Origin of the sequence: Ralstonia flatus, assembly GCF_958439105.1 — a bacterium.
Lineage (GTDB): Bacteria > Pseudomonadota > Gammaproteobacteria > Burkholderiales > Burkholderiaceae > Ralstonia > Ralstonia flatus.
Window position 1 is genome coordinate 233867 of record NZ_CAUDLI010000007.1, and the last position, 24634, is coordinate 258500.

The window sequence follows — 24634 nt, forward strand, 5'->3', positions numbered from 1 at the left end:
GGCGTGGGTGGGAGTCGGGATTTACAGATTGATGCGCTGCACGGCGTCGCGCATGCGCTTGCGGATCGAGACATCCGAATTGGTGTTGCTGCTGGAGCCGTCGGTTTCCATGGCGTTATCGCAACGCCATTCCGTGGCTTCGCCATTGTCGGTCAGCGCACAGACGCGATGGGTCCAGCGGTCCCACACAAACACATCGCTGCCGGCCTCACCGGAGAGCAGCGGCTCGAAACGGTACATCCACAAGTACCCGACACCCAGCAGGGTGAACAGAAAGATCGCCATCCAGGACGCTTTGATTCGGCGCCACATTCTCATTTCTCCTCGTGGAGCCACTGCGCCGGACGCGCCTGACAGGGCGTCGCTGGGCCAAAAGCGCTGTACTCCAAGGGGCAAATCGTAACATGTGGCATCCCGGCCCCGGTTCAAGCGGGCAGCCGATGCGGCAGCGCCACAACACCAGCAACAACCTTATCGGAGCGTCAGTTGAAGACGTCCTGCCGGTAGCGGCCGGCTTGCATCTGCGCCGCCAGCCAGTCCGACGCGGTCGGCAGATCGCTGCCGTAGCGCGCCTGGTGCATGCGGATGAGCGTGTCGCGCACCGCTGGCGCCATCGCACGGCCGTCGCCACAGACATACAACGTGGCGCCCGCATCGAACGCTGCCCACACGGCTTCGCGCGCATCCCACAGGGCATGCTGCACGAAGCGATGCGGATGCTCGGCCACGCAGGAATATGCGGGAAAGACGCGCACCACGCCTGCGTCTTCCCACGCACGCAAAGTGTCTCGGTAGAGAAAGTCGTGCTCGGGGTGGCGGCAGCCGAAGCACAGCAGCGACGTTGCCACCGCCTCGCCCGCCGCCTGCTGCGCGGCGCGCTCCTCCAGGAAGCCACGGAACGGCGCGATGCCCGTGCCTGCGCCGATCAGCACCATCGGCTTGCTGGCGTCTGCGTCGGGTGCGAACGGCGGATTCGGCGTGCGCACAGCGGCAGCGATCTCGGCGCCTGCATGCAGCGTCATCAGGTAGTTCGATGCCGTCCCGCGATACGTGCCGACGCCAGACCATGCCGGCCCCGACACAGTGCCCACCGTCAGCGCGGCCACACCCGGCGACACCCGTGCCGACGACGCGATGGAATAGAAGCGCGGGCGCATCGGCCCAAGCCGCGCGAGAAACGCCTCCAGCGTCAGCTCGATCGCGGGGAAGCGGATCAACAAGTCGAGCACGCTGACATGCGCGACTTGAATGTCACGGTCGAAGCGCTCGGCCGCGTCATCGCCTTCGAGCCAGACGGCAAGCTGACCGCGCGTGAACGGACAGCGTGTGGCCGCGTGCAGCGCGGCGATATCGCGCACGGTGGCGGTGTCGTGCAGCTCGACGAAATCACGTAGCAGCTGGCGCACGGACACCGGCTGGTTCAGCGGCAGGTGCCGCACGTGCGCATGGCGCGCGGTCAGGGTGACGAGCGCATCGCCCTCCAACGCAAGCCGCGCGATGGCGGCGTCGACACGGTCATCGGCATTGCGTGGGTAGACGGCGAGGTGGTCGCCAGAGGCATAGGTCACGTCGTCGGGCAACCGCACGGTGAGATGACGCGTCGGGCCGCGCGGCGCTTCCCGCGTGAAATCCCACAGGCCGGTGGCGTCGCTGACGAGTTCTTCATTGGCGAGCACCGTCATCGCGCGTGCGGCGGGCGGCAGCGTGGCGGCCCGGAGCGCATCAGGCGCAACGTAGTCGACGTGGACGGACGGGCCGTCGGCGTGGGTTTGGCGGGCGCCCAGGGCGCTCCACAGGCTGCGCGTCCAGGCGCCGACGGCAGCATCGAAACCGGCATTTCCGTCCGCCTCGCCACGCGGCACGATGGCTTGCGCGCCAGCTGCGGCAAGCATCGCTTCCACCCGCTTCGGGAACGCCTGGAACGCGGGCCATTGCGAGTTGCCGCAACCCAGGACGGCATAACGCAACCCGGTTGCCTGCCGGGTGAGCGCATCGGCGGCATCGAGCCGCGCCTCCAAGGTGCGGGCGCTGTCCGGCGCACGGCCGTTGTAGGTAGCGGCTACCACAATGAGCGTGCCCTGCTGCGGCAGCGCGTCGGCAATGGCGTCGAGCGGCGCTACCTTGGCGTCGAACCCGGCACGCGATGCGGTGGCTGCGAGCTGCTCGGCGATGTCCTGGCAGGTGCCCAGGCTGCCGCCATACAGCACGTGCATCGGCTCACCGCCGCCGGCAAGTGCAGATTCGGCGGCGTCTTGCGTGACGGCCTCGGTGCGGGCAGGCGTGGCGACCGATAACCGCTCCCGCGCATTGCGCAGCCGCGCGCGCAGGCGGAAACCGTCCGGTTTGAGCGTCAGCGTTTCCTTGATGTGGAAGCCGTAGTCGTACGGGTCGGACAGTGCAAAGCGCTGCAGGATCACCGCAAGCGCCAGCTTGGCTTCGGTCAGCGCAAACTGGGGGCCGATACAGGCGCGCTCGCCGTTGCCGAAGGGTTTGTAGGCGTGCGGGTGGAGCTTCGCTTCGTTCTCTGGCAGGAAGCGGTCGATATCGAAGACTTCGGGGCGATCCCACACCGCCGGATCGCGATGCAGCGCCAGCAGCACGGTCACCACGCGTTGGTCCTTGCGGATGGCGTAGCGGCCGCCAATGCGCGTGTCTTCATACGGCGCCACGCCAAAGCTCGGGGCGGTTGGCCACAGGCGCAGCGTTTCCTTCAACACGCGCTCGATCACATCCAGCTGTGCGAGGTGCGCATACTGCGGCACGGTATCGCCCGGCAGCACGCGGTCAACTTCGGCATACGCCTGGGCCAGCACGGCCGGATGGCGCAGCAGCATGTACAGCGCAAAAGTCAGCAAGCCACTCGTGGTTTCATGCCCGGCAATCAGGAAGGTGATGACCTGAAAGCGGATGTTGGTGTCATCCAGCGGCTCGTCCGACACGGGATCGCGCGCGTTGAGCATCAGCCCAAGCAAGTCGCTCGCGCCGATGCCGCCATCTTTTGCCTGACGGCGCGCGCGGATCACCTCGTCCACCAGTTGATGCATGGCGGCAACGTCCTGCTCGAACCGGCGATGGTGCTCGCGCATGAAGCGGTCTTTGAGCGGCAGGCGCGTGAGCTTGCCCATGGCTTCGGACAGCACACCCACCATGGCCACCAGGAACGGATGCAGCTCCGGCGTGTTGAACGAATCGAAACGGTATCCGAAACCCGCCAACGAGATGGTGTCGAGCGTGAGCCGCGTCATGTCGTCGGCCACGGGGATATCGGCGTCTGGCCCCTGGCGCGCCCACTTGTCGGCCAGCGCATTGGCGACTTCGAGCATCACGTCGAAGTAACCCTTCATCGCACGCTGGCTGAAAGCCGGCAGCAGAATGCGATGCGCCTTGCCCCAGTTGGGCTCGTCCTGATGCGCCGTGAAGAGGCCATCGCCCGCCCCCGCCCGCAGGAACGAGAGCGGCGGGCCGATCAGTTTGCGAAAACGTGTTTCGTCGCAGAGTTCGGCCACCAGATCGGCGGAATAGACGAACGGCACGCGCCGCCCGGCAAAGTCGAGCTGGTAGAGACCTTGGGGGAACTGGCGGCTGGTTTCCAGAAGCGTCTGGGCCAAGCGGTCTTTGGGGAGTTGCAGCAGGTTGCCCAGCCACGGCAAGCCCTTGGGCTGCGGGATGGGCTCCGCCGCAGCGGGCGAGGCATTGGCGGGTAACTCGGAGGCGGAACGCATGCGCGGTCGACTGCGAAAATGGGTTGTCCGCCAATGTACGCGCCGCCCTGCCATGCATCAAACAAACTCGCCATGTTTGAATACGGCCCCCTAAAAGTGAATCGGGCGACCCGTAGGCCGCCCGATCTGGGGACGATGTGAAGCGCTGGATCAGCGGCGGCGCGGCTGTGAATTGAACGGCGCGTTGACCTGGGCTTCGAGTTCGCGAATCTGACGCTGCAATTCGTCGACGCGGGCGCGGGCGGCACGGCGTTCGATATCCAAGGCCTCGGCTTCCGTGCGGGCGACCTTCTGTCGTTCCTGGGCCTGGGCCTGCTGCTGACGCTGGATATCCAGGTCGGTCTTCAGGCCACGCAGCCTTTCCTGCTGGGCGGCAATCTGGCGCTCGGAACGCTCTTTCTGGGCTTCCAGGCGAATCCGCTGCAGCTCCAGATCGGCCATCGTGCGGGTTTGCCGGGCGAAGTCGCTATACAGACGTTCGGCAGCGGCTTCATTGGTGGTCTTGATGACTCGCCAAAGGTCTTTCTGCTGGAACAGCGTGACGTAGTACGTCAGGTCGCTCTGGGCAAACAGCAGGCTGGCGCCGTAGGCCCCGTTATAGGTGGTGCGCAGCTCGGACAATTCATGCGCCTGCATGCGCTGTTGCAGTTCGAAGACGGCGCTGGCGGGTGCCGGACCGTCGGTGCGGGCTGCGCCGGCGGGCGTGGCGGCCACACTGGCGGCGGGCGCCGTCGCTGCCGGCTGGCCGACCGTGGCGGTCAGTGCCGGCACAGGCGCGGCGGCAGCAATCGGTGCAATGGCGGTGGGCGGTGCGGCGGGGCTTTGCGCCACGGCCGATGTGCAGGCGGCCGTACCGGCCACGACTGCGACTGCGGCCGCGATGGCCAATCCCCTCTGAAACGCGCGATGCGACGCTTTCCCTGACTGTTTTTTTGTTCTCATCTCGACCCTGTGGATTCTGCGCAGGTGTTGCAGCCGAAAACTATACGCGATCCGCCGCCCGTGTGGCGCGCGGGGCGCCCGCCGCGCAGTCGGGTGTTGTATGGCGTCACTCCAGCTCGCGCAGCTCGGCTTCGCCGTCGGCGATCTGGTATTTGCGCATCTTTTCCCACAGCACCTTGCGGCTGATGCCGAGCGTGGCGGCGGTGTCCTGGCGGCGCCAGTTGTTGGCGTCCAGCGCGGCGAGGATACGGCGGCGCTCTTCTTCGCCACCCGTGCCCCCATTCCCACCGCTGCTGCGCTCGCCATAGCCGCCATGGCCTCCATTACCGCCCTCCCGCTCGAAGGCGTCACGCTGCAGGCCGGCGAACAGCGGCAGGATGCGCGCTTCGTCCCAGCGGCCGAACTGACGCAGCGTGATGCCGATGCGCTCGGCCAGGTTGCGCAGCTCGCGCACATTGCCGGCAAAGTAGGCCCGGGCGACCGACGCCCGCACCCATTCGGGCACCGGCGGCATGGCATCGAAGGTCTTGTCGCCCAGCAAATGCCGCAGGAACGAGAGCAGCAGCGCGATCTTGTCGTCCGCGCCGCGCTGCTCAAGGCTGGGGATGCGCAGCTCGATCACGGCGAGGCGGAAGTAAAGATCGGCGCGGAATTTGCCGGTGGCGACCATCTCGCGCAGGTTCTTGTTGGTGGCGGCCACCAGGCGGAAATCCAGCTTGACGGGCACCGTTGACCCCAGCCGCGTGCATTCGCTGTCTTCGAGCACACGCAACAGCTTCACCTGCTGATACAGCGGCAGGTCGCCCAGTTCATCGAGGAACAGCGTGCCGCCATTGGCCTGTTCGAAGTAGCCGCGGTGCGCGTACATGGCGCCCGTGAACGCACCCTTGGCATGGCCGAAGAACTGCGATTCGAACAGCCCATCGGGAATCGCGCCGCAGTTGACCGCCACGAACGGGCCTTTGCCGTAGACGCTGTTCTTATCGTGCAGCAGACGCGCGATGCGCTCCTTGCCGGCACCGGTTTCGCCGTAAAGCATGACGTTGCTGTCGCAATCGGCAAAGGTCTCGACCTGCTCCAGCAGCCCGTGCATGGCCGGCGATGCGGCCACGAGGTCGCTCTGGTCCTGCGCCTGAGCCTGCGCAGACGACATCGACGGCAAAACCTTGCTGATCTGTGCTCGGAGTTCCGTTGCGCCAAAGTCCGGCCCGAGCACGTGCGTGTATTCGGGCGGGAAGCGGCTGGGATCATGCTGCGTGTCCGCCGCCACCCAAATCACCGGCATGCCTTGCGCGGCCTGCCAGTCAAGGACCGTAAAGCCGCCGCTTTCGACCACCGACGCGCTGATCACCGCCACTGCCGGCTTCAGCCGGGGCTCGGCCGGCTGAAAATCGATCCCACCCGCGCGGATCACCTCCGCCCCGAACGGCGCCATGAACCGCGCCACACGATCGGCAATGTCGTGACGGCCTTCCCAGACAAAAATCTCAAGCGTTTCGTACGCCCAGCGATCGGTTTTCATGTCGTCGCTTCCATGTCAGTAAACCAGCTCGACGGCGTCGCAGTCGAGGGAGAGGAGTTTGATGTCGGCGTAGCCGAGTTGGATGCCGAGGACTTCGAGTAGAGGGGTGAGGACGGCGTCGAGGGTCGAGCCAATCAGAGCCAATACCGGCGCCAGAATCGCCGCACCGATCGGCCCCAGCGGAATTCCGAGGACTGTCAATTGCAGTTGATTGAGATTGCTGTTCAGGATCGAGCCGAATACCGCCTGCGTCGCAACGCGCGGCGGTGAATTGCCGCTCGTATCGGTCTGCGGATTCAAGCCGATCTGAGTGGCCGCGATCGTTTCATCGGTCCAACCAGAATTGGCCGCCGGCGACACATTGGCCTTGATGCTCACTGCACCGATTCCGATCAGGCTAACGAGAGGCGCTGGAGCTGCCGATGAGCAATTCAACGCGCCACTGACTGCTGTATCTGCACCCGTAGCAATACATAGCGAAACAGGCTGCGGCTGTACCGAGATGGTGGCCGTCGAGTTCTGACGAGGAACGACACAGTTGTTCGCTTTCGCGTGTCCTTGCGCGCCGGCAACTTGCAAGCCGATCGGCAACGTAATGCCGGCAAGCCCCAGCACGTTGGCATTGATGCCTAAACCCAACCGAACCTGCGCTGTCCGCGCTTGCGTCCTCCACTGACCGGCGTTCGGCCCTGACAAGAACTGTCCCGGAGGCCCCACCGCGATGGCCGGCGGCTCGATGATCTTCAGCGACAGCGTGACCGCCCCCAACCCAACAAGGTTCAGCGTAACGGGCGCCACATTCACCGCCGACTGGCTGTTGGCAATCTGTGCAGCCGTTGTCAGAAGATCGAGCACGTTGACGGTGGCATTGAGTGCCGCCTGTTCATTGCCCGCCAGGGCCAGCACCTGAAGCAAGCCCGGCGAAGAGGCTCCACCATCGCCGATATTGATCGGCACATTCAAATCGCTGCCGAACGACAGCGCGTTGCTGGCGCCTGCCCCGCCCACAGATACGCCGGCAAGCCCGGACTGCGACGCGACCGAGATCACGGCATTGAAAAGATTTCCCAGGCTTGGTGACAGGGACAGCAACTGCTGCATCGAACCCGCCCCCAGCGCGACCGCCAGATCGGCGAGCCGGATGTTGGTGGTAGCCAGCCCCTGGTACGAGACGGCGTCGATATTCAGGTTCGTGTGGAGCAGGTATCCAAGCAGCTGGTTCAGGAGTCCGTTATTGACCGAGGCGAGCCCAGACCCGAGGGAGAACGCCACGATGGATGTGTTCTTGGCAATGGCCGTCGCCGTCAGTTGCCGCCGGCCCACCATGAAGAAATACGGCACGTTCTGCGTGATCGTGACCTGCGCCGCGTTGGTGTTGCCGTCAACGGCCGCCTGCGCGGTGAAATAGGTGGGCGCTGTGCCTGCGCTGGCATCCCACACGCCCGGCACAACTGCTAGCGTGACATTGCTGCCGTCAACCGTCAGTCCGTTCTGTACCACTGCCTGTTGGGCGGCGGTAGGCACGTCCAGCCGCTGCACGGCCGCCATCGCTGCAAGATCGGCGGAGCGTTGCAGAGCCCGCTGCTGATAGAACAGATTACCGATATCGATCGACACCAGCACCGCCAGTCCGACCGTGGCGACGAAAGTGGCCGTCATCACGCTCACAGCGCCACGCAGGCGGCGGCGGAGCATGACGGCTCGGCGAAGACGGAGGGGGGCGGCTCGTGTCACAGCGCGGGGCACATTCGTCAGAGGATCAGCGCGCGGGCTGCTGGACAAGATTGATTGTCGACGCCCGCGTTCCGGAATCCTGCTGAGCCGCGGTCGGCATAGCCTGATTGAACGAATTGAGGTAGCGCTGATAGGCAAGCGCAGCCTGCTCGCCGCGTAACGGCACGAACTCGCCCGCGTAGGTGCCATCGGTTTGCGCCTTGAGCAGCGCTCGGGTCGCATCACCCACGTTAGTGCCGACCTTGGGCGCCGCGCTCTGCGGATCGTTGCCCGAAAATCCCTGAGCGCCGGCGACGCCGCACGTCAGCCATGCCGCCACACCAGCGGCCATCAGGATGCGGAAACTCATTGCGAAACCTCCAAGGTGTCAAGCAGGCGACCGCGCTGCAACGCCAGCGGGCGTGCCGATGTACGCGTTGCAGTCGCCGCTGCGGCGACCGAGACGCCCGCAGACGCTGCGGCAGAAGGCCCGGTTGCCACGGTGCGCGGCGCCATCGTCGTGGTCTCCCTTGCGATACGGCGATCTCGCCAAGCGGCACGCACGCGCGCGACGTCGTCATCGACGGCCTTGCGCGCCGATGCTGTCAGCTGTGCATGTGCGGCCAGCGATGCAGCGTCATCCTTACGATCGTTCACGGTGAGCCAGATCACCAGGTTGCCCGCAACTTTCGGGTTACCCAAAGCCATTTGCTGGGCCTGCATCAACGGCACGCGGGCTTGCTCGACCTCGCCGGCACGCATCAGTGCGTAGCCCAGATCGCTGGCGGTATTGGCGTCGGTCGGATTGGCCTGTGCTGCCACCTGCAGCCGGCGAGCCGCCTCGACAAAATTGCCCTGCCGGCCTGCAACGATGCCCAAGCCACGCCAAGCCGCCGCATTGAGCAAAGCGCCCTGCGTGCCCGCGCCCATGGCAGAGGTGGCGCCGACCACCGCGCGATACTCGGCGTCGGCCGCTGCTAGCTGGTCGGTTTCGCGCAGCGCATCAGCGCGCATGAGCAGCACTTCAGGTGACCGCCCGTAACGTTGCTGATAGGCATCGATATGCGCCAACGAAGCGTAATACAGGCCCTGCTCCTGCATCTTGCGAATCAACGAAAGATACGTGGCCGGATTCGTGATTTCGGCCTTCTCCTGGTTCTGGCGTTGACGGGCCATTTCAATGTCGGCATCGGCGCGCAGGCTCATGTCGGACGTCGCCATCGAGCCGCAGCCGGCCACGAGGATGGTCAGCACGGCAAGGCTGGCGCGCGCGCTGTTTGGGAAGCGTGTCATCTCAATGTCCCCCGGTTTGTTGCAGGCCGCGCATGACGCCCATGAAGCCCGGCCCCGCGGTGATGATCAGCAGCGCAGGCAGGAGCGTCATCACCATGATCATCGTCATCTGCACCGTCAGCTTGCCCACGCGCTCCTTCAGGCGAGCGCGGCGATTCTCCTGTAGGCGCCCGCCGAACTGCCGCAGCGGCTCCTGCACCGCGCCGCCAAAGCGGTCCACCTGCGTGAGCAGCGTGATGAGACCCTTCAGGTCTTCGTTGTCAAACAGGCGCGCAATGCGCAGTAGCGTCTGCTCGCGAGGGCGGCCTGAGGCGAACTGCTGGTTGGCGCGGCCAAATTCGCCCGCAAGCACCGGCAGCATGCTGTGGAATTCGTTGGCAATCACCTGGAGGCTCTGGTCAATGGACAAGCCGACGCCCTGCAGCAGCCGCAACATGTCGACCATGACCGGCAGCTCATCGTCCATACGACGCCGACGGCTTTCCTTGCGACGCCCCAGCAGCCACTTTGGCGCAAGGTAGCCCAATGCAAAGCCGACAAATCCAAACACGAACACGAACAGGGCCGACGACGCATGCAATGCGCCGAACACGGCGAGCAGCGGCGGCAGCAAGATACGCGTACCGCCAAAGACCGTCCGGGCGTGCTCACCGTAGTAACCGCATTCTTCAAGCAGCTTGCGGTCTTCCTCGGTCACGATGCGGCGGCCCAAACCTGTGTCGATCCAGCGTTGCCCAACCTTGGCAATCTGCTGCTGGAGCTGCTGAGCTTCACGCGAGCCGTGCGGGCGCGGTTTTGCGGCGGGCTGCACCACCGGCGACGCAGCGGGTGCGGCAGGGTTGGCCGCCGTCGCGCGCATGTTGGACAACGCCGTATCGAGCTTGCGCGCGCTGCGATGCCGCGTGAGCGTTGCACGCAGCGCAAGCCCGCCGAATACCAGCACACCTGCGGCCGCTGCGGTCAGACTGAGAGTGATCAAGGTATCGTCCACGCGCCCTCCTCAGACCGATTTCGCCAGCCTGGCCAGCATGACGGCACCCAGCACTTCCATGCCGAAGGCCGTGAGAATCAACGTCTTGCCGAACGGATCGCGCCACATCGACATGATGTACGCCGCGTTGAACATGACGATCACCCCACCCACCACGATCGGCAGCAGCCCGATGATCCATGCGGACAACCGCGTCTCTGCCGACAATGCGAACAGCTCCCGCTGTGCCTGCTGCCGATCGCGCATGAACGCCGCCGTGCGCTCCATCACAATGTCGGCCCGCCCACCGTAGCGCAACGCCAGGCGCAAAACCGACGACAGCAGAATCAGCTCATTGACGCGGTACTGCTGGCCGACCGTCAGTACGGCAGCGTCCAGATCCTTGCCCGCACGCTGCATCTGCGTGATGGCGGTCAGGCAGTTGCGCAACGGTTGCTCGGTATTGGCGCTTGCGGCCTGAAACGCGGCCGGCACGGCGCTGCCGATGCTCATCAGCCGTACCACGCCATCCAGGAAGCCCGGCAGTTGTTGCAGCAGGCGCTCGTTCATCTTGCGCGTGCGGTTCCAGAACAGGAACGCGACGATCAACACGTACAACCCCAGCGCCGTCACAGCCGACATCATGCTCGACAACGCCCATACGACCAGCGCAATCACGATGGCCGGCACGATCAGCAACAGGTAAAAGCGACGCGTCGGTTCGATATCGGCGCGGCGCAGCGCGTCGTTCCACACGCGGTGGAGTGAATCGGGCACGCTGGCCGGCGCGGGCTCCACGTTCGGCTGGTAGCGCGCGTTGATCTGGTCGGTCTGTGCACGCACGAAACTGCGCGATGCCTCGCGCTCGCGACGGCGCACGGCCTCCGCCCACAGCATGAGCGACGCACCCATCAGCAGCAGCGCCAGGCAACCGAACCAGAGCGTCATGCTAGACATGGAAACGGCCTCCGCCGCCGAATCCAGTCATGCCGCCGTCCATGCCACCCCCTTCGCTGTTGCGCAGGCGGGCGAGCTTGGGCGAATGCGGCTGCAGGCCCAGCGCCGTCCAGCGGTCGACTTCTTCGCCGTCCGGACCGATGTAGGGTTCGTAACGATACAACTCCTGCGTCGAGATGATGTTGTCCCCCAACCCCGTGACTTCCGTAATGGACAGAATGCGGCGCTTGCCGTTGGACAGCCGCCCGATCTGCACGATGAAATCAATGGCGTTGGTGATCTGCCGGCGCAGGCTCACCTCGCTGCCCTGGAAGCCGGCAAAGCCCGCAAGCATCTCGAGCCGATAGAGGCATTCGCGCGGGCTGCTGGCGTGGATGGTACCCATCGAGCCGTCGTGGCCGGTACTCATGGCCTGGAGCATTTCCAGCACCTCGCCACCACGCACTTCGCCCACGATGATGCGATCGGGCCGCATGCGCAGGCTGTTGCGCAGCAGCTCGCGGATCGTGACGACGCCCGTGCCCTCAAAGCCGCCTGGCCTGCTTTCCAGGCGCACCACGTGCGGGTGGTTGAGCGACAGTTCCGCCGTGTCTTCAATGGTGATGACGCGCTCGGTCGTCGGAATGTGATACGCCATCGCGTTGAGCAATGAAGTCTTGCCCGAACTCGTGCCGCCGCTGACCAGGATGTTGCAGCGCGCGCGCACAGCGGATTCGATCAGCGCGCCAATCTCTTCACTCATCGTGCCCAGGCCCAGCAGATCTTCAGGCTTGAGCGGGTCTTTCCGGAACTTGCGGATCGACACGACCGGCCCTTCAAGGGCCAGCGGCGGAATGACCACGTTGATGCGGCCGCCGTCGGGCAGCCGTGCATCGACCATCGGGTTCGATTCATCCAGCCGGCGCCCGATCGGCGCGAGGATGCGGCGCACGATGCGCAGCAGGTGGTTGTTGTCGGCAAAACGCACCGGAATGCGTTCCAGAATGCCGTGCCGCGACACATAAACGTCGAGATGACCGTTGACGAGAATGTCTTCCACCGCCGGATCGGCGAGCAGGTCTTCGATCGGCCCAAAGCCGGCCAGCTCCTTCGTCAGCGCCTCGGCAATCTGCCGGATCTCCGTTTCGTTGACGGGGATGCGGCGCATGCGCGTAAAGCCTTCCACCTCCAGATCGACAAACCGTTGGATGGCCGTGCGCGACCAGCGGCCGAACTCGGCACCCAGCTCTTCGATGCGCGTGAGCAGATGTTCGTGCGCGGCTTCCTTGATGTCCTGGAAGGCCTGCGAAACGGCAAACACACCGTTGCCGGCGTCCGCCTGGTTGGAGAACTCGATGGGTTGTGTCATGTCGCGTTCCGTTCGGTGGTCCCGATGTCCAGTTCAGTGGCGTCTGCCGACTTGCGCTTGGAACGTCCGCCAAAGCGCCCGCCGAGTCGCGCACTCACACCTGACACCCAACTCGAGACACCTGAGGCGCGCTCGCTCTGCTGCGCATAACCCAGCGTCTGGGCGATCTGGGCAAGCGCGCGCACGTAGGCGTCGGTGGGGTGCGTTTCGGCCAGCATCGCGCCCTGGTTGGACGCAATCACCAGCGCTTCGCGGCGGTTCGGCACGGTCAGCACCGAGGGGATCTCCAACCGCTCCGCGATCTGTGCCGCGTCCAACGACAAGCGTGTGTCGAACTTTGAAATGGTCAGGTGCAGGTGGTCGCGGTCAATTTCGCGCTTCTTGAGTTCCTGCATCAGCTCTGCGGCCGAGACGATGGCGCCCACACTCTGCTCGGTCACGAGCATCACGTCATCAGCGGCCTTGATGATCTGTGCGATGAAATCGATGTTGCCGAAACCGCCCAGGTCGACCACCTGAAGATCGAAGAACGTGCGCAAGCGGTTAAGCAGGCCCAGCGCTTCGGAGAACGAGATATCACGCATCTCCGCAAGCGAAATGGGCAGCGGAAGCACAGCCAGCCCGTTCGGATGCCGCGACAGCGCGGTCTGCACGAACACCTGGTCGAAGCGGCGCAGGTTGCGCACGGCTTCAACAAAATGGAAGTTGGCCTGCACGTTGAGGTACAGCGCGCCATCGCGCAGCGGCTGGCCGAGGTCGAGCAGCATCACATCACTGGCAGACGTGCGGCGCACCACGGTGGCAAGGTTGGTGGCCAACGTGGTGGCACCCACGCCAGGACGCGCGCCCAACACGGCCAGCACGCGCCCGCGGCGCGTCGGCTCGGCTGAAGCGCGCTCGGCCAGCAAACGACGCACCACGCGCACGGCTTCGGCCGGCGCGCCATCCACATCGACGAAATCCTTTACGCCGGCGCGCAAGGCGGCGAGCATCGCGCGGCCATCGGCTGCCGAGCCCACCGCCACCAGCGGCAAGCCCGGAAACAAACGCGTGAGTTGCGCAACAAGCTGCGTGGCCTCGTTGATTGCGTCGGTGCCCTCGCCCAGCTTCTGGTCCTGGTCCGGTACGTCGATCAGCGTGGGGGACGAGGCAAAGCGCACAAACACCACCTCGGGGTTCACGGCGCCAATCTGCTCGATGAACGCGTCGTGGCCCGTCGTCTCCGCCACCAGCACGCCCAGCTCCCGAATCGCCGCGGCCAGCCAGCGGTGCACGCCTGCCGACTGGGCGTCGGCCTGCATGCCGCCACGCGCGCCGCCGTGCAGAAGGAAGTAATCCATGCCCGCCCCTTACTTCGAGAACCCGGGCATGGTGGCCGGATCTGCCACCCCCAGAGCAAACGGCCGCCATACCGGCTCGCCCGCGACATCACGATCCTGCCCGCCGCTTTGGCCCGGCAGCATCTTGTCGATCGGTGCATTGCGTGCCATCGGCTTGACCAAATGCGGCGTAACGATGATCACGAGCTCCCGCTCCTCCTGGTTGTAATTCAGTCGCTTGAAGAACGTCCCGATGATCGGCACGTCGCCCAGGAACGGAACCTTGTCGATGTTGGATAGCGTTGACCGGCTGACCAGGCCGCCGATGACAAAGCTCTCGCCATCGCCCAGTTCCACCGTTGTATCGGCCCGGCGCGTGACGATGGCCGGCACCGTCGCGCCATTGAGCGTGATGCCACGGCTGAAATCGAGGTCGCTCGCTTCGGGTGCGACCTTCAGGGCAATGCGGTTTTCCGACAGGATCGTCGGCGACACCGTCAGCCCGATGCCGAACGGCTTGTATTCGATGGTGGTGGTCCCGAGGGCCTGCGGCACGGGAATCGGAATCTCGCCGCCCGCCAGGAAGTTGGCGCTCTGGCCCGACAACGCCACCAGGCTTGGCTCGGCCAGCACACGCGCCATGCCGTTCGATTCCATCAGGCTCAGGTTGGCAAAGAGCCCCCTGCTGACCGACGAGACCAGCAGGTTGAACGCCGAGCCGATGGGCATGGTCGATTCGGTCGTCAAGCCGTTGGAGCCGAACGTGACCTTGGAAAGCGACGACGGCGCAAATGTCCGGAAATCGAAACCGCCGCGCGTACGGCCGAACGTGAACCCGGCTTCCTTGAGCACCGTCTTGCTGAACTCCACGACCCGCACGTCGACTTGCACCGTGCCCGGCACGTTCATCGAGGTGGTGTCGATGACGTTGCCGTCTTTCGGCTTTTCGGCGCCACTGGTCGTGGCGGCGGCGCGGCGCGCGCGGCTCAACGCGTATACATCCTTGGGCTGGCCCGACACGACGGCGGTATCGCCCTGCGCAACCACGGTCGGATCGCCTGCCACAGGCGCAGCGGCGTCCACCTGCACGTTGTAAGTCGTCGCCACGCCGCCCTGCGTCCAGACCATCACGTTGGCCGCGCCCGGCTTCTTGGCGATGATCAGGACACTCGTGGCCGCGCCGCGCCCCTTGAGCAACAGCGCATCGGCAATCTCGGGGTTGCCAATCGCAATGCGCTCCAGCGGCTTGCCCAGGCGAATCTCGCGCTGGCTGCCCGTCAGCAGATGAAGCGTCTGGCCGGTCGGTTCTGTCTGGGCCCATGCGGTCGACACGAAGGCAGCGTAGCCCAACGCAAGTACGCCCATCCAACCGCGAACCATGGCGGCATCAGTCATGTTGCTCCTCACGTTTTCCTGCGCGGATGATCTCGACACCAGTGCCGGCGGTGCTGCTGCGCACCGTCGTGCGTGCTGCGGCAACGGCTGGCAGCGGCGGCGCTTGCACAACTGCCGGCCTGCGCGCCGAACCCGTCAGGCTGGCCATCGACACGCCGGCTTGTGCAACGTCCATCGGGTTGCGGTTGGCGGCTGCCAGCAATGCGGCATCCTGCGGCTTGACGGTCGGCTCGGCGTCGTCGCCGGGGTTGCGCAGCGCCAGGAGCAGACGGCCGCTCTGATGGGCCATCGCCAATTGGTTGACCGCCTCCACCGGCACGGCCAGCACGGCCGTCTTGGCTTGATCGACCTTGCGTGTGACGTTGTTGCTCTCCGGCTGCTTCTGCGGCCCTTCGTTGACGGCCAGCGGGCCGAACGCCAGCACGCGCAGATGCGGCAGCAGCAGGCGCGCCTGGCTGTCTTCGATCTCCTGGCCGTCCTTGCGCATCACGAGAAACACGTCGACGTAATCGCCAGGCATGACGCGGTTACCCACGCCGATCACCTCGTCCACGTTGATGGCAACCGCGCGCTGGCCGGCCTCGACCTGCTGAGCCAATCCGGCGGAGAGTTGCGATGCGATCAACGGCACACCCACGCCAATCGGCAGGACGGGTTCGCGCCCCACCACCTTGCTGACGTCCGAGAACGCATCCGTCGGGTTGATGGGCAACCGTTCGATGGCCACCTGGTCGGCGGTGATGGCCTTGCCGGCTTCCAGCGGCTTCACGGTAATCACAACGGGATATACGGTCTTGCCGTCTTGCTGCACGGCCACCGGCGCAGGCGCACGATGCGCGCTCTTCCACGCTACGGCGCCAAGAATGGCGGCAAGCAGCAGGAGTCCGGCGGCGAAAATCTGGAGATGTTTGCTGGTCATCTGGGCGGCCTGTCTAGGCAATCTTGGGTGCGATGTCAGGTGCGATCAATCAAGAGAATCAGCGAACCGGAAGGGCTTACGAACCCGCTACCAACTGCACGACGGCCGAGCCCGTCAGCGTGGCGGGTGCGGGCAGCAGGGGTATCGCAGGCAGCAGGGGGGTGTTGCCGGAAGTCACGGGCAAGGTCAGCACCACGCTCAGGCATTGCATGCCTGCCACGTTCTGGCAGTTCACCAGGGGTGTGCTGCTCTGATTGGTCTGGACCCGCGCGCTCAGCGAGGCAGGCAGTACCGAAGCAACCGCCGCATAGGCCGCGGCGACACGTTGGGTATTGGAAGGCTGATAGCGCAGCGCGGCGCGCGCGCCCTCTTCAGCCGCCAGCGTCAGCATCTGCTGCATGGCGAGAATCACGCCGTAGTACACGATGCTCAGCATGAGCACCAGCAGCACCGGCACGACCACGGCAAATTCAACAGAAGCCGCACCGCGGCTGTTGTGTCGCGCAAGCCGGCTGGCTACTGGCCTGCGCGTATCTGGGTGCAGGTATGCACCCTCCCGTTCCCATCGCAATGTCGGCATGGCCGACTCCTTTTTATAGGCTGGCCGCTTTGCGGCTCTTCTTCAACGCTTGAATCTTCCGGCTACATGCCCGGCAACCAGGGCATCCGCATCGTGGCGGGCACCCAAGGCAGGCTCAGCAATCCGATCGCCATATAGGCTGCATACGGAATACCGCGGCGTCCGGCCTGTGCGGCGTCCCAGCGCTCCAGCGCCGGGCACATGCGCATCGCGAGCCAGGCCGACGGCGATGACACATCAAACTGGCGCAGCATCAAGATTGCGAGTCCATGCAGCCCCGCGATGAGACTGGAGACCAGCCACACTGCGACGAGCCCGTGCCAGCCGGCCAGCAACCCGGCGACCGTGAAGAACTTGACGTCGCCCGCGCCCATCCAGCCCAACATATAGAGCGGCAGAAAACAGGCGAATGCGATCACCCCGCCAAGCCAGAAGTCTTGCCAGTCATAGGCAAGTGCCTCGACCCCGCCCAGCTTGATCAGCACGATGGACAGCACCACGCCCGCAGCGACGAGCCAGTTCGGCACGCGCCGCGCGCGGAAGTCCCACGTAATAGCCAGAACTGCGAGAACTACGACACTCGCCCAGCCAGCGGTATCTGCATGGCCGTACCAGCGCTCTAGCACGTGGTAGCGCCACCACCTTTGATTGCCCCGCAGATGCTGTTGAACACGGTAGTGAGTTCGTTGCCAAGCTTGCTGACGGCGACCGTGATCGCTGCTGCGATGAGGCCCGCGATCATGCCGTATTCAACGGCAGTGGCACCTTGTTCATCACGAAGGAACTTCAGAACGGCGTTTTTCATGATTCTCTCTCCTGTTTGCACTCGCCCGCGGACGTGTTGATCTCGACCAGCTTTCGGCGCTCCAACCTTAGCCAGTTCATATTTGCTAGTAACGGATAAAACGCATGGGGATTTACTGCGATGACACAAGCGGCAGAAATTTCTGCTACCTGCGTCGTTCCACTAATGGAACGAGATTCAAGCCTCACTGAGCGTAATTCCCAGAACACACCCGGTGATCACCGCACACCCACCCCATGGGCATCCTTTTTTTTCGGCGTGTCACGTATGTCACGTAACACCCCGTAACAACTTTATAGGCGTGCGGCGCCGCAAACAAAATAACTCAACTGAGGTACTTGTCACAAATTAGAGTTAAGTCTCTATTTAACTTTATTAAAGACATGCCAACCCTCTGAAAACTAATGGAAATCCCCTAATGCACCTCGGACCAAACTCATTATTTGGGCGGGTTTCCCATTAATCCTCGGGGTCGGTCTGAACGCTCCCCTTCTGTCTAGACAAAAAAAGGATGCGCGAGCGACGGGAACACGCCCGCGCACCTTCAAGAGCACAGACAGGTACTGCTCAGTGAGCCAGGCTGCCAACGCCGCCCAGCAAGTTGGTAATGGGAGCCAGCGGGCTGCCGCCCGAGGCTCCGCCGGCTGCGCTCGTCGCGCCGCCCAGCAGATTGGTCACAGGGGCCAGCGGGTTGCTGCCGCCGGCTGCGCCGCCCAGAAGGCCGGTCACGGGTGCCAGCGGATTCGAACCGCCAGAGGCTCCGCCCAGCAACCCAGTCAGCGGGGCGAGCGGGTTGCTGCCGCCGGTGCTGCCACCCACGCCGCCAAGCAGGCCGCCCAGCGGGTTGCTGCCGGCAGAGCCGCCTGCCGTGGTGACACCGCCGATTGCGGCGACGGTCGTGCCGACCGACGTCACGACCGGACCCAGGTTCGAGACCACCGGCACGCCCGTCCCGGTGATGGTGTTGCCGGCGCCGGCGACACCGCCGCCTACCGTGCCCAACAGGTTGTTCAGAACCCCGCCCAGGCCGGTGGCATCGCCCACCATCTGCGTCGCCCCGCTGACTTGCGTGGTGACCGGCACGATGGCCGTGCTCAGCTGCTGCGTCACTTGCTGAACCGCGCCCGAGGACAGCGCGCTGCCCAGCAGCGTGCCGCCGCCAATCAGCGCCTGGCCGACCTGCTGAACGCCGCCGCCCACAGGCTGGGTAATCGGCGCCAGCGGCGCGCCCGAGCCCTGACCGAGGCCCTGCACCAGCGAGCCGGCGCTCACCGTGGCCTGGCCCAGATCCGTCACGACATTGCCGGTGCTGGCCACCGTCGTGCCGATCGGATTCGGGTTCTGGCCCATCTTGCCAATGCCGGTCTGGATGCCCAGACCGAGATCGCTGACGGCCTTGCCGGCGTTGTCCACCGTGCCGCCCAGCCCGGCCTTGGCTTGATCGGACAGGCCCGGAATGTTTGCGTTCTGAAGCGTCGAACCCAGGCTGCTGACAGCCTGGCCGGTCGCCACAACGGTGTTGCCCGTGCCGTTTGCGACCTTGCCGATGGGCGTCACGCCCGTCGTATCGTTCGGGCTCGGATTGGGCGAACTGCCCGAGCCGGAGCCTCCCGAAGAACAAGCCGCCAACATGAAAGCGGCAACAGCGCAGGCCAACGGCGCAACGCGAATGGAGTATCGAATGTGAGTCATGGTCCGTCCCCTTCTTGGAATGATGTGTCTTGATGTCTGAGCTCGGTACTGCGGACTGCGGGCCACATTCTGCAAAGGGCATGCCAGGTGGATTAGAAACATGACTCAGATTTCGGAGAGCGGCCTGTTTATTGGTTTTGTGGGCGATGCATCAGGTGTTACCCCAACCTCAAAACGCGGTGTTACGCCATTCAAATCCGTGTTTCGGACGTTACGGCGTAACGTGACACGGAACATATTCGTTCCCGACATAACCCACGAGGCAAACGTTTCACCCCTACTTTGGTAGGGTATGGAAATCACGCATTTTGGTTAGTTTCCACAGTTTCTTCATTTTTATTGAGATAACCGGGGCAAATTCTGATACCCCATTACGCATTGCGTAATAATCAAGACATGGCACACCGTTTGCAGAGTCCGGCCACCTCACAGCGAGAGTGAGACATTTTCCTGCTGACTAAAGCGGACTTTTAAAACGGGAGATCCATCATGAATAAGAACATCAAGTGCCTGGCCGCCACCATGGCAAGCCTGTTGGTTTTGGGTGGTTGCGCCAGCTCCGGCTCCGGCGACCTCGGCAGCTCGCTGGGCGGTTCAAACGGCGGCGGCTCGAACAACAACGGCGGCGGTTCGACGCCGACGCCTTCCCCGGCCCCCTCCCCTTCGCCGTCGCCTTCCCCCTCGCCGTCTCCGTCTCCGTCGCCTTCCCCGAGCCCGAGTCCGACTCCGGCACCTGCGCCCCTGACACCGACTGGCGCAGTCCTCAACAATGCGGGCGGCATTGTCACGAGCGTCGGTTCGACGGTGACCGGTCTTGGCAAGACGATCGAAACGGCGCCGCTGCCCTCGCAACTGAGCGGTGTGCAAAGCGGCTTGGGCGGTGTCGTCGAAAACGCCGGCGCGACGGTTTCGGCGCTGGGCACGGGCGTGCAGAACGGGCTGGGCAGCATCGGCCGCAACGCCAATCCGGTTGGCACCACGGTTTCCAGTCTCGGTAATGTGGTGACCGGTGCCGGAAACACCGTCACGAGCGCCGGCACGCTGGTCAACAACCTGGGCACCGGCCCGCTGGCACCGCTGGCCCCGGTGACGACGCCGCTGGCAGGTGTGGTCACGCAGATCGGCCAAGCCGTGGCCAACGGCGGCGGCACGCTGGGCACGGCCCTGTCGACCGGCCCCGTGGAACAACTTACGCAGCAACTGAGCACGGCCATCGTGCCGCTGACTTCACAGGTCACCAGCGGTACGCAGACGCTAGGCGCGGCCACCGGTCTGGGTTCGCCGGTCAATACGCTACTGGGTACGATTGGCGGGGCCGTTGCCAAGGGCGGCACCACGCTCACCGCGGCGAATGTTCCGGTGGTCAGCGGTCTGGGTGGCGTGGTCACGGCCACGGGCAACACGGTTGCCGCGCTGGGCGGCGTCGTGTACTCGCCCACAGCATCGGGCGGCAACCCGCTGGCGCCGATCACCGGTCTGCTGGGCGGCCTCGGTGGCGCGACGGGCGGCGGTAATCCGCTCGCTCCGATTACCGGCGCACTGGGCGGTCTGGGTGGCACTGGCGGTACCAACCCGCTCGCTCCGGTCACTGGCTTGCTCGGTGGTCTCGGCGGCGCGACGGGCGGCGGCAATCCGCTTGCGCCGATCACTGGCGCTCTCGGCGGTCTGGGTGGCGCAGGCGGCTCCAGCCCGCTCGCTCCCGTCACCGGTCTGCTGGGCGGCCTCGGTGGCGCAACGGGCGGCGGCAATCCGCTCGCGCCGATCACGGGCGCCCTCGGCGGTCTGGGTGGCGCAGGTGGCTCCAGCCCGCTCGCTCCGGTCACCGGTCTGCTGGGCGGCCTGGGCGGTGCAGCAGGCGGCACCGGCAATCCGCTGGGCCCGGTCAACGCAATCACGGCACCGGTTGGCACGGTGGTCACCACGGTGGGCACGGGCCTGACGTCGGCAGGTGCAGCAACGCCGCTGTCGCCGGTGACTGGCGCGGTGGGCGGCCTGCTGGGTACGGTCGGCGGCGTACTGGGCGGCACGCACCACTGATCGAGCGTCCACACAGCGGCGGACCGGCTACCACGCCGGCCCGCCGCTGTCGCGTTTCAAACAGACCGATGCCGCGCAATGCGGCATCGTCATTGGGCTCGCTGGCACGCGCCTTCGCGCCATCGGTATCAACCTTGGCCGTTGCGTCGCGTGAACGCTCCCTCCATGTGTCTTGTTGTAAAGCACCATGTCTCGCGGTTATCGTTTGATGCAACGCGCGGCTGCACGGCTTCGCGACACCACAAACGAATACCACGGAGGAGACAGGCGTGCGGACCACCACCATGCGGTTGGCCCTGGCCACAGGCGTAGCACTGACCGGCCCGGCACTGAGCTGGGCGCAGAGCAGCCCGACCCAAGGCAACCCGATCGACACGCTTCCCAAGGTCGATACTTCCCGTCCGCCCCAGCAGAAAATCCAGGTCGAAGTTCAGCGGCCGAATCCCGCGCTGGAGAATCTGCTCGCCACCCATCTCACCCCGACCAAGTTCCAGATCGAAGGCGTCAAGACGCTGCCGTTTCCTGAGGTCGCTGCGTATTTCGCACCGCTGGCCGGACACGACATCACCGTCGCGCAACTCCTGCAGGCCGCGAACGAGGTCACCAAGCTGTATGCCGACCGCGGTTTTCCGCTGTCGTTTGCCTTTGTGCCCGCACAGACCTTTGAAGGCGGGGTCGTGCGCGTTACCGTGGTCGAAGGCTATGTGGCGCGCATGCGAATCGAAGGGACACCCGGGCCGCTGGAAGGCCGCCTGCGCGACATCTCGCAGCGCCTGATGAATGAAAAGCCCTTGCGCCGCGAAACGTTCGAGCGCGTGACCGGCGTGCTGGCGCTGCAACCCGGTGTGCAGATCACCGCAACCGTGCAGCCGCCCACCACCACCGACGGCGCCAGCGAACTGGTGTTGAACGTGAAGCGCCAGCCGTACACCATCGGCACGGGCGTCGAATATCGCTCGCCGGGTGTGCGGGCCATCATCACGGGCACGTTGAACAGCGTGACGCCGCTGGGCGAGCAGATCACCGTGTCGACGCTGCAACCGCGCGGGTCGGATCACGAGACGTTCTACTCCGCCACGTGGGCACAGCCGATCGGCACCGATGGACTATTGGCGAAGCTCTCGTGGTCGCACTATCGCGGCATGCCCGAGAATCTGCCGCTGGAGCAACTGGGTTATCAATCGCGCTATCTGACGGACACGCAGCGGCTCGGTTTGTCATTGAGCTATCCGGTATTGCTATCGAACACCCGCAACCTGACGCTGACGGGCACCTTTTACGGCAACGACGACAAGCAGCGCTATACACCGCAAAACCCGGGCTTTGCGCAGACAGAGTTAGATACCAAAGTCCGCGTGGCTGGTGCCGAGGTTCTCTATACCGAAGTCAACCCGGGCGAGACCCGACGTGCGTCGTTGGGCTTGTACCAAGGCATCAACAGCTTGGGCGCCGGCAAGGGCGCCTCGGCCAACGCCACCAACAACGTCGACCTGAGCTTCCTGCGCACGCGCGTCACCGCCAGCGAAGCCCACGACTTGCCCCTGGGCTTTGGCGTGGTGGTGTCGGGGGCAGCGCAGTACAGCGGCGCGGTGCTTCCGTCGTCGGAGCAGATCAGCTTTGGCGGACGCTTCTTCGGCCTGGCCTATCCGGCCGGCGAAGTGGCGGGTGACCGCGGCTGGGGCGCCTCGGTGGAAATCAACCGCGCGTTCCAGGTCTCGATGGATCATCTGAAGACCGTGCAGCCTTACGTGCTGTACGACACCGCAAAGGTCTATTCGAACGCCGGCACGCTGGTGCATGACCAGCTCGGTTCGATTGCGCTGGGCGTGCGCTTCTCCGATCGGAAGTACTACACGCTGGATCTGGCGATCGCGCGCCCCGTGGGCGACAAACCGATCAATTCAAGCTCCCGCAGTCTGCGGTTCAACGCGGCCTACACATACCAGTTCAACTGACGCCCGCCGGCATCGTGAACATGTGTAGGAATTTTTTATATTATTTATATTTTCAGCGCTGAAAGTCGCCCATACTCCCCTCTTAGGAGGGGGATACAGCACCGTCCGAATTTGGGAGCATCAGAAGCGGAATGTTAAGTTTTTCCAAAGAGTTGCCGATTACAACAGAAGTCGCGCAAAACAACAATAATCATTACAGCGACGGCGGCATCACGCCGCACCACGCCGACAGCAAGGGATTGCACTCTGAGCTGTCGCAAATACGCACCGGGGGCCATCATGCTGCAACGTCTATCGGATGACGCAGAGTTCCATCGACTCGTCGATACCATTTACGAGGCGGTACTTGAGCCTGCGCAGATGCCGATCGCCCTGGCCCTGCTCTCCGTCTACGCCGGCGCCGAAAGCGCCCATTATTTCGTCTGGGACAAGCACACCGACACGCCGCGTCATGGCGTTTCGTCGGGCTGGTGCCAGCACTGCCCGCAGCCGGGCCACTGCAACGCCTTCTGCCAAGACCCGCAACTGATCAGTGCCGAGGCCTCTGAAGAGAACGCTTCGGCGGCCGTCACCCTCATCGACACGCCCGACATGCGCGTCACGATGCGACTGCGCACGCGCGACGACGAAGCGTCGGAAGTCAGCGCGATGGAGCGCGAGTCCCGCCTGCAGCGCGTACTGCCCCACCTGCAGCGTGCCGCGCGCATGCAGCAGCGCAACCTCGAGCTGAACGAACTTGCCGCGGTCGGCATGGCTGGGCTGGATGCGCTCGACTTTGGCGTGATGGTCATTGAACGCACCATGCGCGTGAAATACGCCAACGCCTGGGCACGCACGATGACGGCAGAAGACGACCGTTTGTCGCTGGATGGCAGCATGTTGCACTCGGCTGACCACATGCACAACGCCGCGCTGCGCAACCTCATCGAACACGCCGCCGGGTCGCTCGGCGTGCAAGGCGCGGCTGGTTCGTGGATGTATCTGGCGCGCGATGGCCGTCCGGTGCCGTTCATCGCCACCCCGCTTGCCCCCTCCGATGCGATGCGTTCGACGTGGGCTTCGCCGCTGGCGCTGGTGCTGGTCGGCAACTCCGAGACGCGCTCCGTCATGGACGCCGGCGTGCTTGCATCGCTCTTCGGACTGACCAACAAGGAATGCATCGTCGCTGCCCGGCTGGCTGCGGGCGAAACGCTGCAGGAGATTGCCGAGCGCGAATTCCTCTCGCTGCACACGGTGCGCGTACATATCCGCGACATTCTGCGCAAGACCGGCACACATCGTCAGTCTGAACTTGTGCGCTTGCTGCATCTGCTGCCGAGTGTCGATCTGGAACGTGCGGGCGCCGCCACGCCGGCTTCGCGTCGACGCGGCCGCTTGAATGCCTGACCGCGCCCCGGACCTCCCGACCGCCTTTCCAACCCGCCCCGCCTGACGCCGACGCCCAAACACGGGCGTCGGGCCATCC

20 protein-coding genes are annotated in these 24634 nt (G+C 64.7%); 3 read left to right on the forward strand and 17 right to left on the reverse strand.

Annotation, left to right across the window (positions count from 1 at the left end; genetic code table 11):
* Nucleotides 1–21: 21 nt before the first annotated feature.
* From R2676_RS17520 to R2676_RS17600, 17 genes are all read right to left on the reverse strand, one after another.
* A complete protein-coding gene (locus R2676_RS17520; RefSeq protein WP_206274474.1) occupies nt 22–312 on the reverse strand; it encodes a hypothetical protein in 291 nt (96 codons plus the stop codon).
* A gap of 170 nt (nt 313–482) precedes the next feature.
* Nucleotides 483–3722, reverse strand: a complete 3240-nt coding sequence (locus R2676_RS17525; protein WP_206274475.1) for a bifunctional cytochrome P450/NADPH--P450 reductase — start codon at nt 3720–3722, stop codon at nt 483–485.
* A 150-nt stretch (nt 3723–3872) separates the two neighbouring features.
* On the reverse strand, nt 3873–4664 hold the full coding sequence (locus tag R2676_RS17530) for a DUF2968 domain-containing protein (RefSeq protein ID WP_206274476.1): 792 nt from the start codon (nt 4662–4664) through the stop codon (nt 3873–3875).
* A 106-nt stretch (nt 4665–4770) separates the two neighbouring features.
* Nucleotides 4771–6186 (reverse strand): sigma 54-interacting transcriptional regulator, encoded by a 1416-nt coding sequence (locus tag R2676_RS17535; RefSeq protein WP_206274477.1) that lies wholly within the window; start codon nt 6184–6186, stop codon nt 4771–4773.
* A gap of 15 nt (nt 6187–6201) precedes the next feature.
* The gene (locus R2676_RS17540; RefSeq protein WP_316857512.1) at nt 6202–7881 is read right to left on the reverse strand and encodes a TadG family pilus assembly protein; all 1680 of its coding nucleotides are present in this window, start codon (nt 7879–7881) and stop codon (nt 6202–6204) included.
* Nucleotides 7882–7945: 64 nt separating this feature from the next.
* Nucleotides 7946–8269: a DUF3613 domain-containing protein gene (locus R2676_RS17545; protein ID WP_206274478.1), complete on the reverse strand. Its 324-nt coding sequence runs from the start codon at nt 8267–8269 to the stop codon at nt 7946–7948.
* Nucleotides 8266–9192, reverse strand: coding sequence for a tetratricopeptide repeat protein (locus R2676_RS17550; protein ID WP_206274479.1), 927 nt, complete (start codon nt 9190–9192; stop codon nt 8266–8268). The genes R2676_RS17545 and R2676_RS17550 overlap by 4 nt, the downstream gene beginning before the upstream one ends.
* A 1-nt stretch (nt 9193) precedes the next feature.
* Nucleotides 9194–10183, reverse strand: coding sequence for a type II secretion system F family protein (locus R2676_RS17555; protein WP_206274480.1), 990 nt, complete (start codon nt 10181–10183; stop codon nt 9194–9196).
* A 9-nt stretch (nt 10184–10192) separates the two neighbouring features.
* Nucleotides 10193–11119 carry a type II secretion system F family protein gene (locus R2676_RS17560; RefSeq protein WP_206274481.1) on the reverse strand — a complete coding sequence of 309 codons (927 nt, stop codon included), beginning with the start codon at nt 11117–11119 and terminating at the stop codon, nt 10193–10195.
* Nucleotides 11112–12467, reverse strand: a complete 1356-nt coding sequence (locus tag R2676_RS17565; RefSeq protein ID WP_027679050.1) for a CpaF family protein — start codon at nt 12465–12467, stop codon at nt 11112–11114. Before R2676_RS17565 ends, R2676_RS17560 begins: the two co-directional genes overlap by 8 nt.
* Nucleotides 12464–13807 (reverse strand): AAA family ATPase, encoded by a 1344-nt coding sequence (locus tag R2676_RS17570; RefSeq protein ID WP_206274482.1) that lies wholly within the window; start codon nt 13805–13807, stop codon nt 12464–12466. Before R2676_RS17570 ends, R2676_RS17565 begins: the two co-directional genes overlap by 4 nt.
* Before the next feature lie 9 nt (nt 13808–13816).
* Nucleotides 13817–15181 carry a type II and III secretion system protein family protein gene (locus R2676_RS17575; protein ID WP_206274483.1) on the reverse strand — a complete coding sequence of 455 codons (1365 nt, stop codon included), beginning with the start codon at nt 15179–15181 and terminating at the stop codon, nt 13817–13819.
* A complete protein-coding gene (gene cpaB / locus R2676_RS17580; protein WP_206274484.1) occupies nt 15174–16100 on the reverse strand; it encodes a Flp pilus assembly protein CpaB in 927 nt (308 codons plus the stop codon). The genes R2676_RS17575 and cpaB overlap by 8 nt, the downstream gene beginning before the upstream one ends.
* Before the next feature lie 76 nt (nt 16101–16176).
* Nucleotides 16177–16680 carry a TadE/TadG family type IV pilus assembly protein gene (locus R2676_RS17585; RefSeq protein ID WP_027679054.1) on the reverse strand — a complete coding sequence of 168 codons (504 nt, stop codon included), beginning with the start codon at nt 16678–16680 and terminating at the stop codon, nt 16177–16179.
* A 62-nt stretch (nt 16681–16742) separates the two neighbouring features.
* A complete protein-coding gene (locus tag R2676_RS17590) occupies nt 16743–17207 on the reverse strand; it encodes an A24 family peptidase (protein WP_027679055.1) in 465 nt (154 codons plus the stop codon).
* A 92-nt stretch (nt 17208–17299) separates the two neighbouring features.
* On the reverse strand, nt 17300–17485 hold the full coding sequence (locus R2676_RS17595) for a Flp family type IVb pilin (RefSeq protein ID WP_206274486.1): 186 nt from the start codon (nt 17483–17485) through the stop codon (nt 17300–17302).
* A 567-nt stretch (nt 17486–18052) separates the two neighbouring features.
* On the reverse strand, nt 18053–19177 hold the full coding sequence (locus R2676_RS17600) for a collagen-like triple helix repeat-containing protein (RefSeq protein WP_206274487.1): 1125 nt from the start codon (nt 19175–19177) through the stop codon (nt 18053–18055).
* Between the two features lie 489 nt (nt 19178–19666).
* On the opposite strand from R2676_RS17600, the gene R2676_RS17605 reads away from it, so the two are divergent.
* From R2676_RS17605 to R2676_RS17615, 3 genes are all read left to right on the forward strand, one after another.
* Entirely contained in the window at nt 19667–21214 is a 1548-nt protein-coding gene (locus R2676_RS17605) for a collagen-like triple helix repeat-containing protein (protein WP_206274488.1), read from the forward strand.
* Between the two features lie 269 nt (nt 21215–21483).
* A complete protein-coding gene (locus R2676_RS17610; RefSeq protein ID WP_206274489.1) occupies nt 21484–23169 on the forward strand; it encodes a ShlB/FhaC/HecB family hemolysin secretion/activation protein in 1686 nt (561 codons plus the stop codon).
* Between the two features lie 279 nt (nt 23170–23448).
* Nucleotides 23449–24555 carry a helix-turn-helix transcriptional regulator gene (locus R2676_RS17615; RefSeq protein ID WP_316887270.1) on the forward strand — a complete coding sequence of 369 codons (1107 nt, stop codon included), beginning with the start codon at nt 23449–23451 and terminating at the stop codon, nt 24553–24555.
* Nucleotides 24556–24634 lie beyond the last annotated feature (79 nt).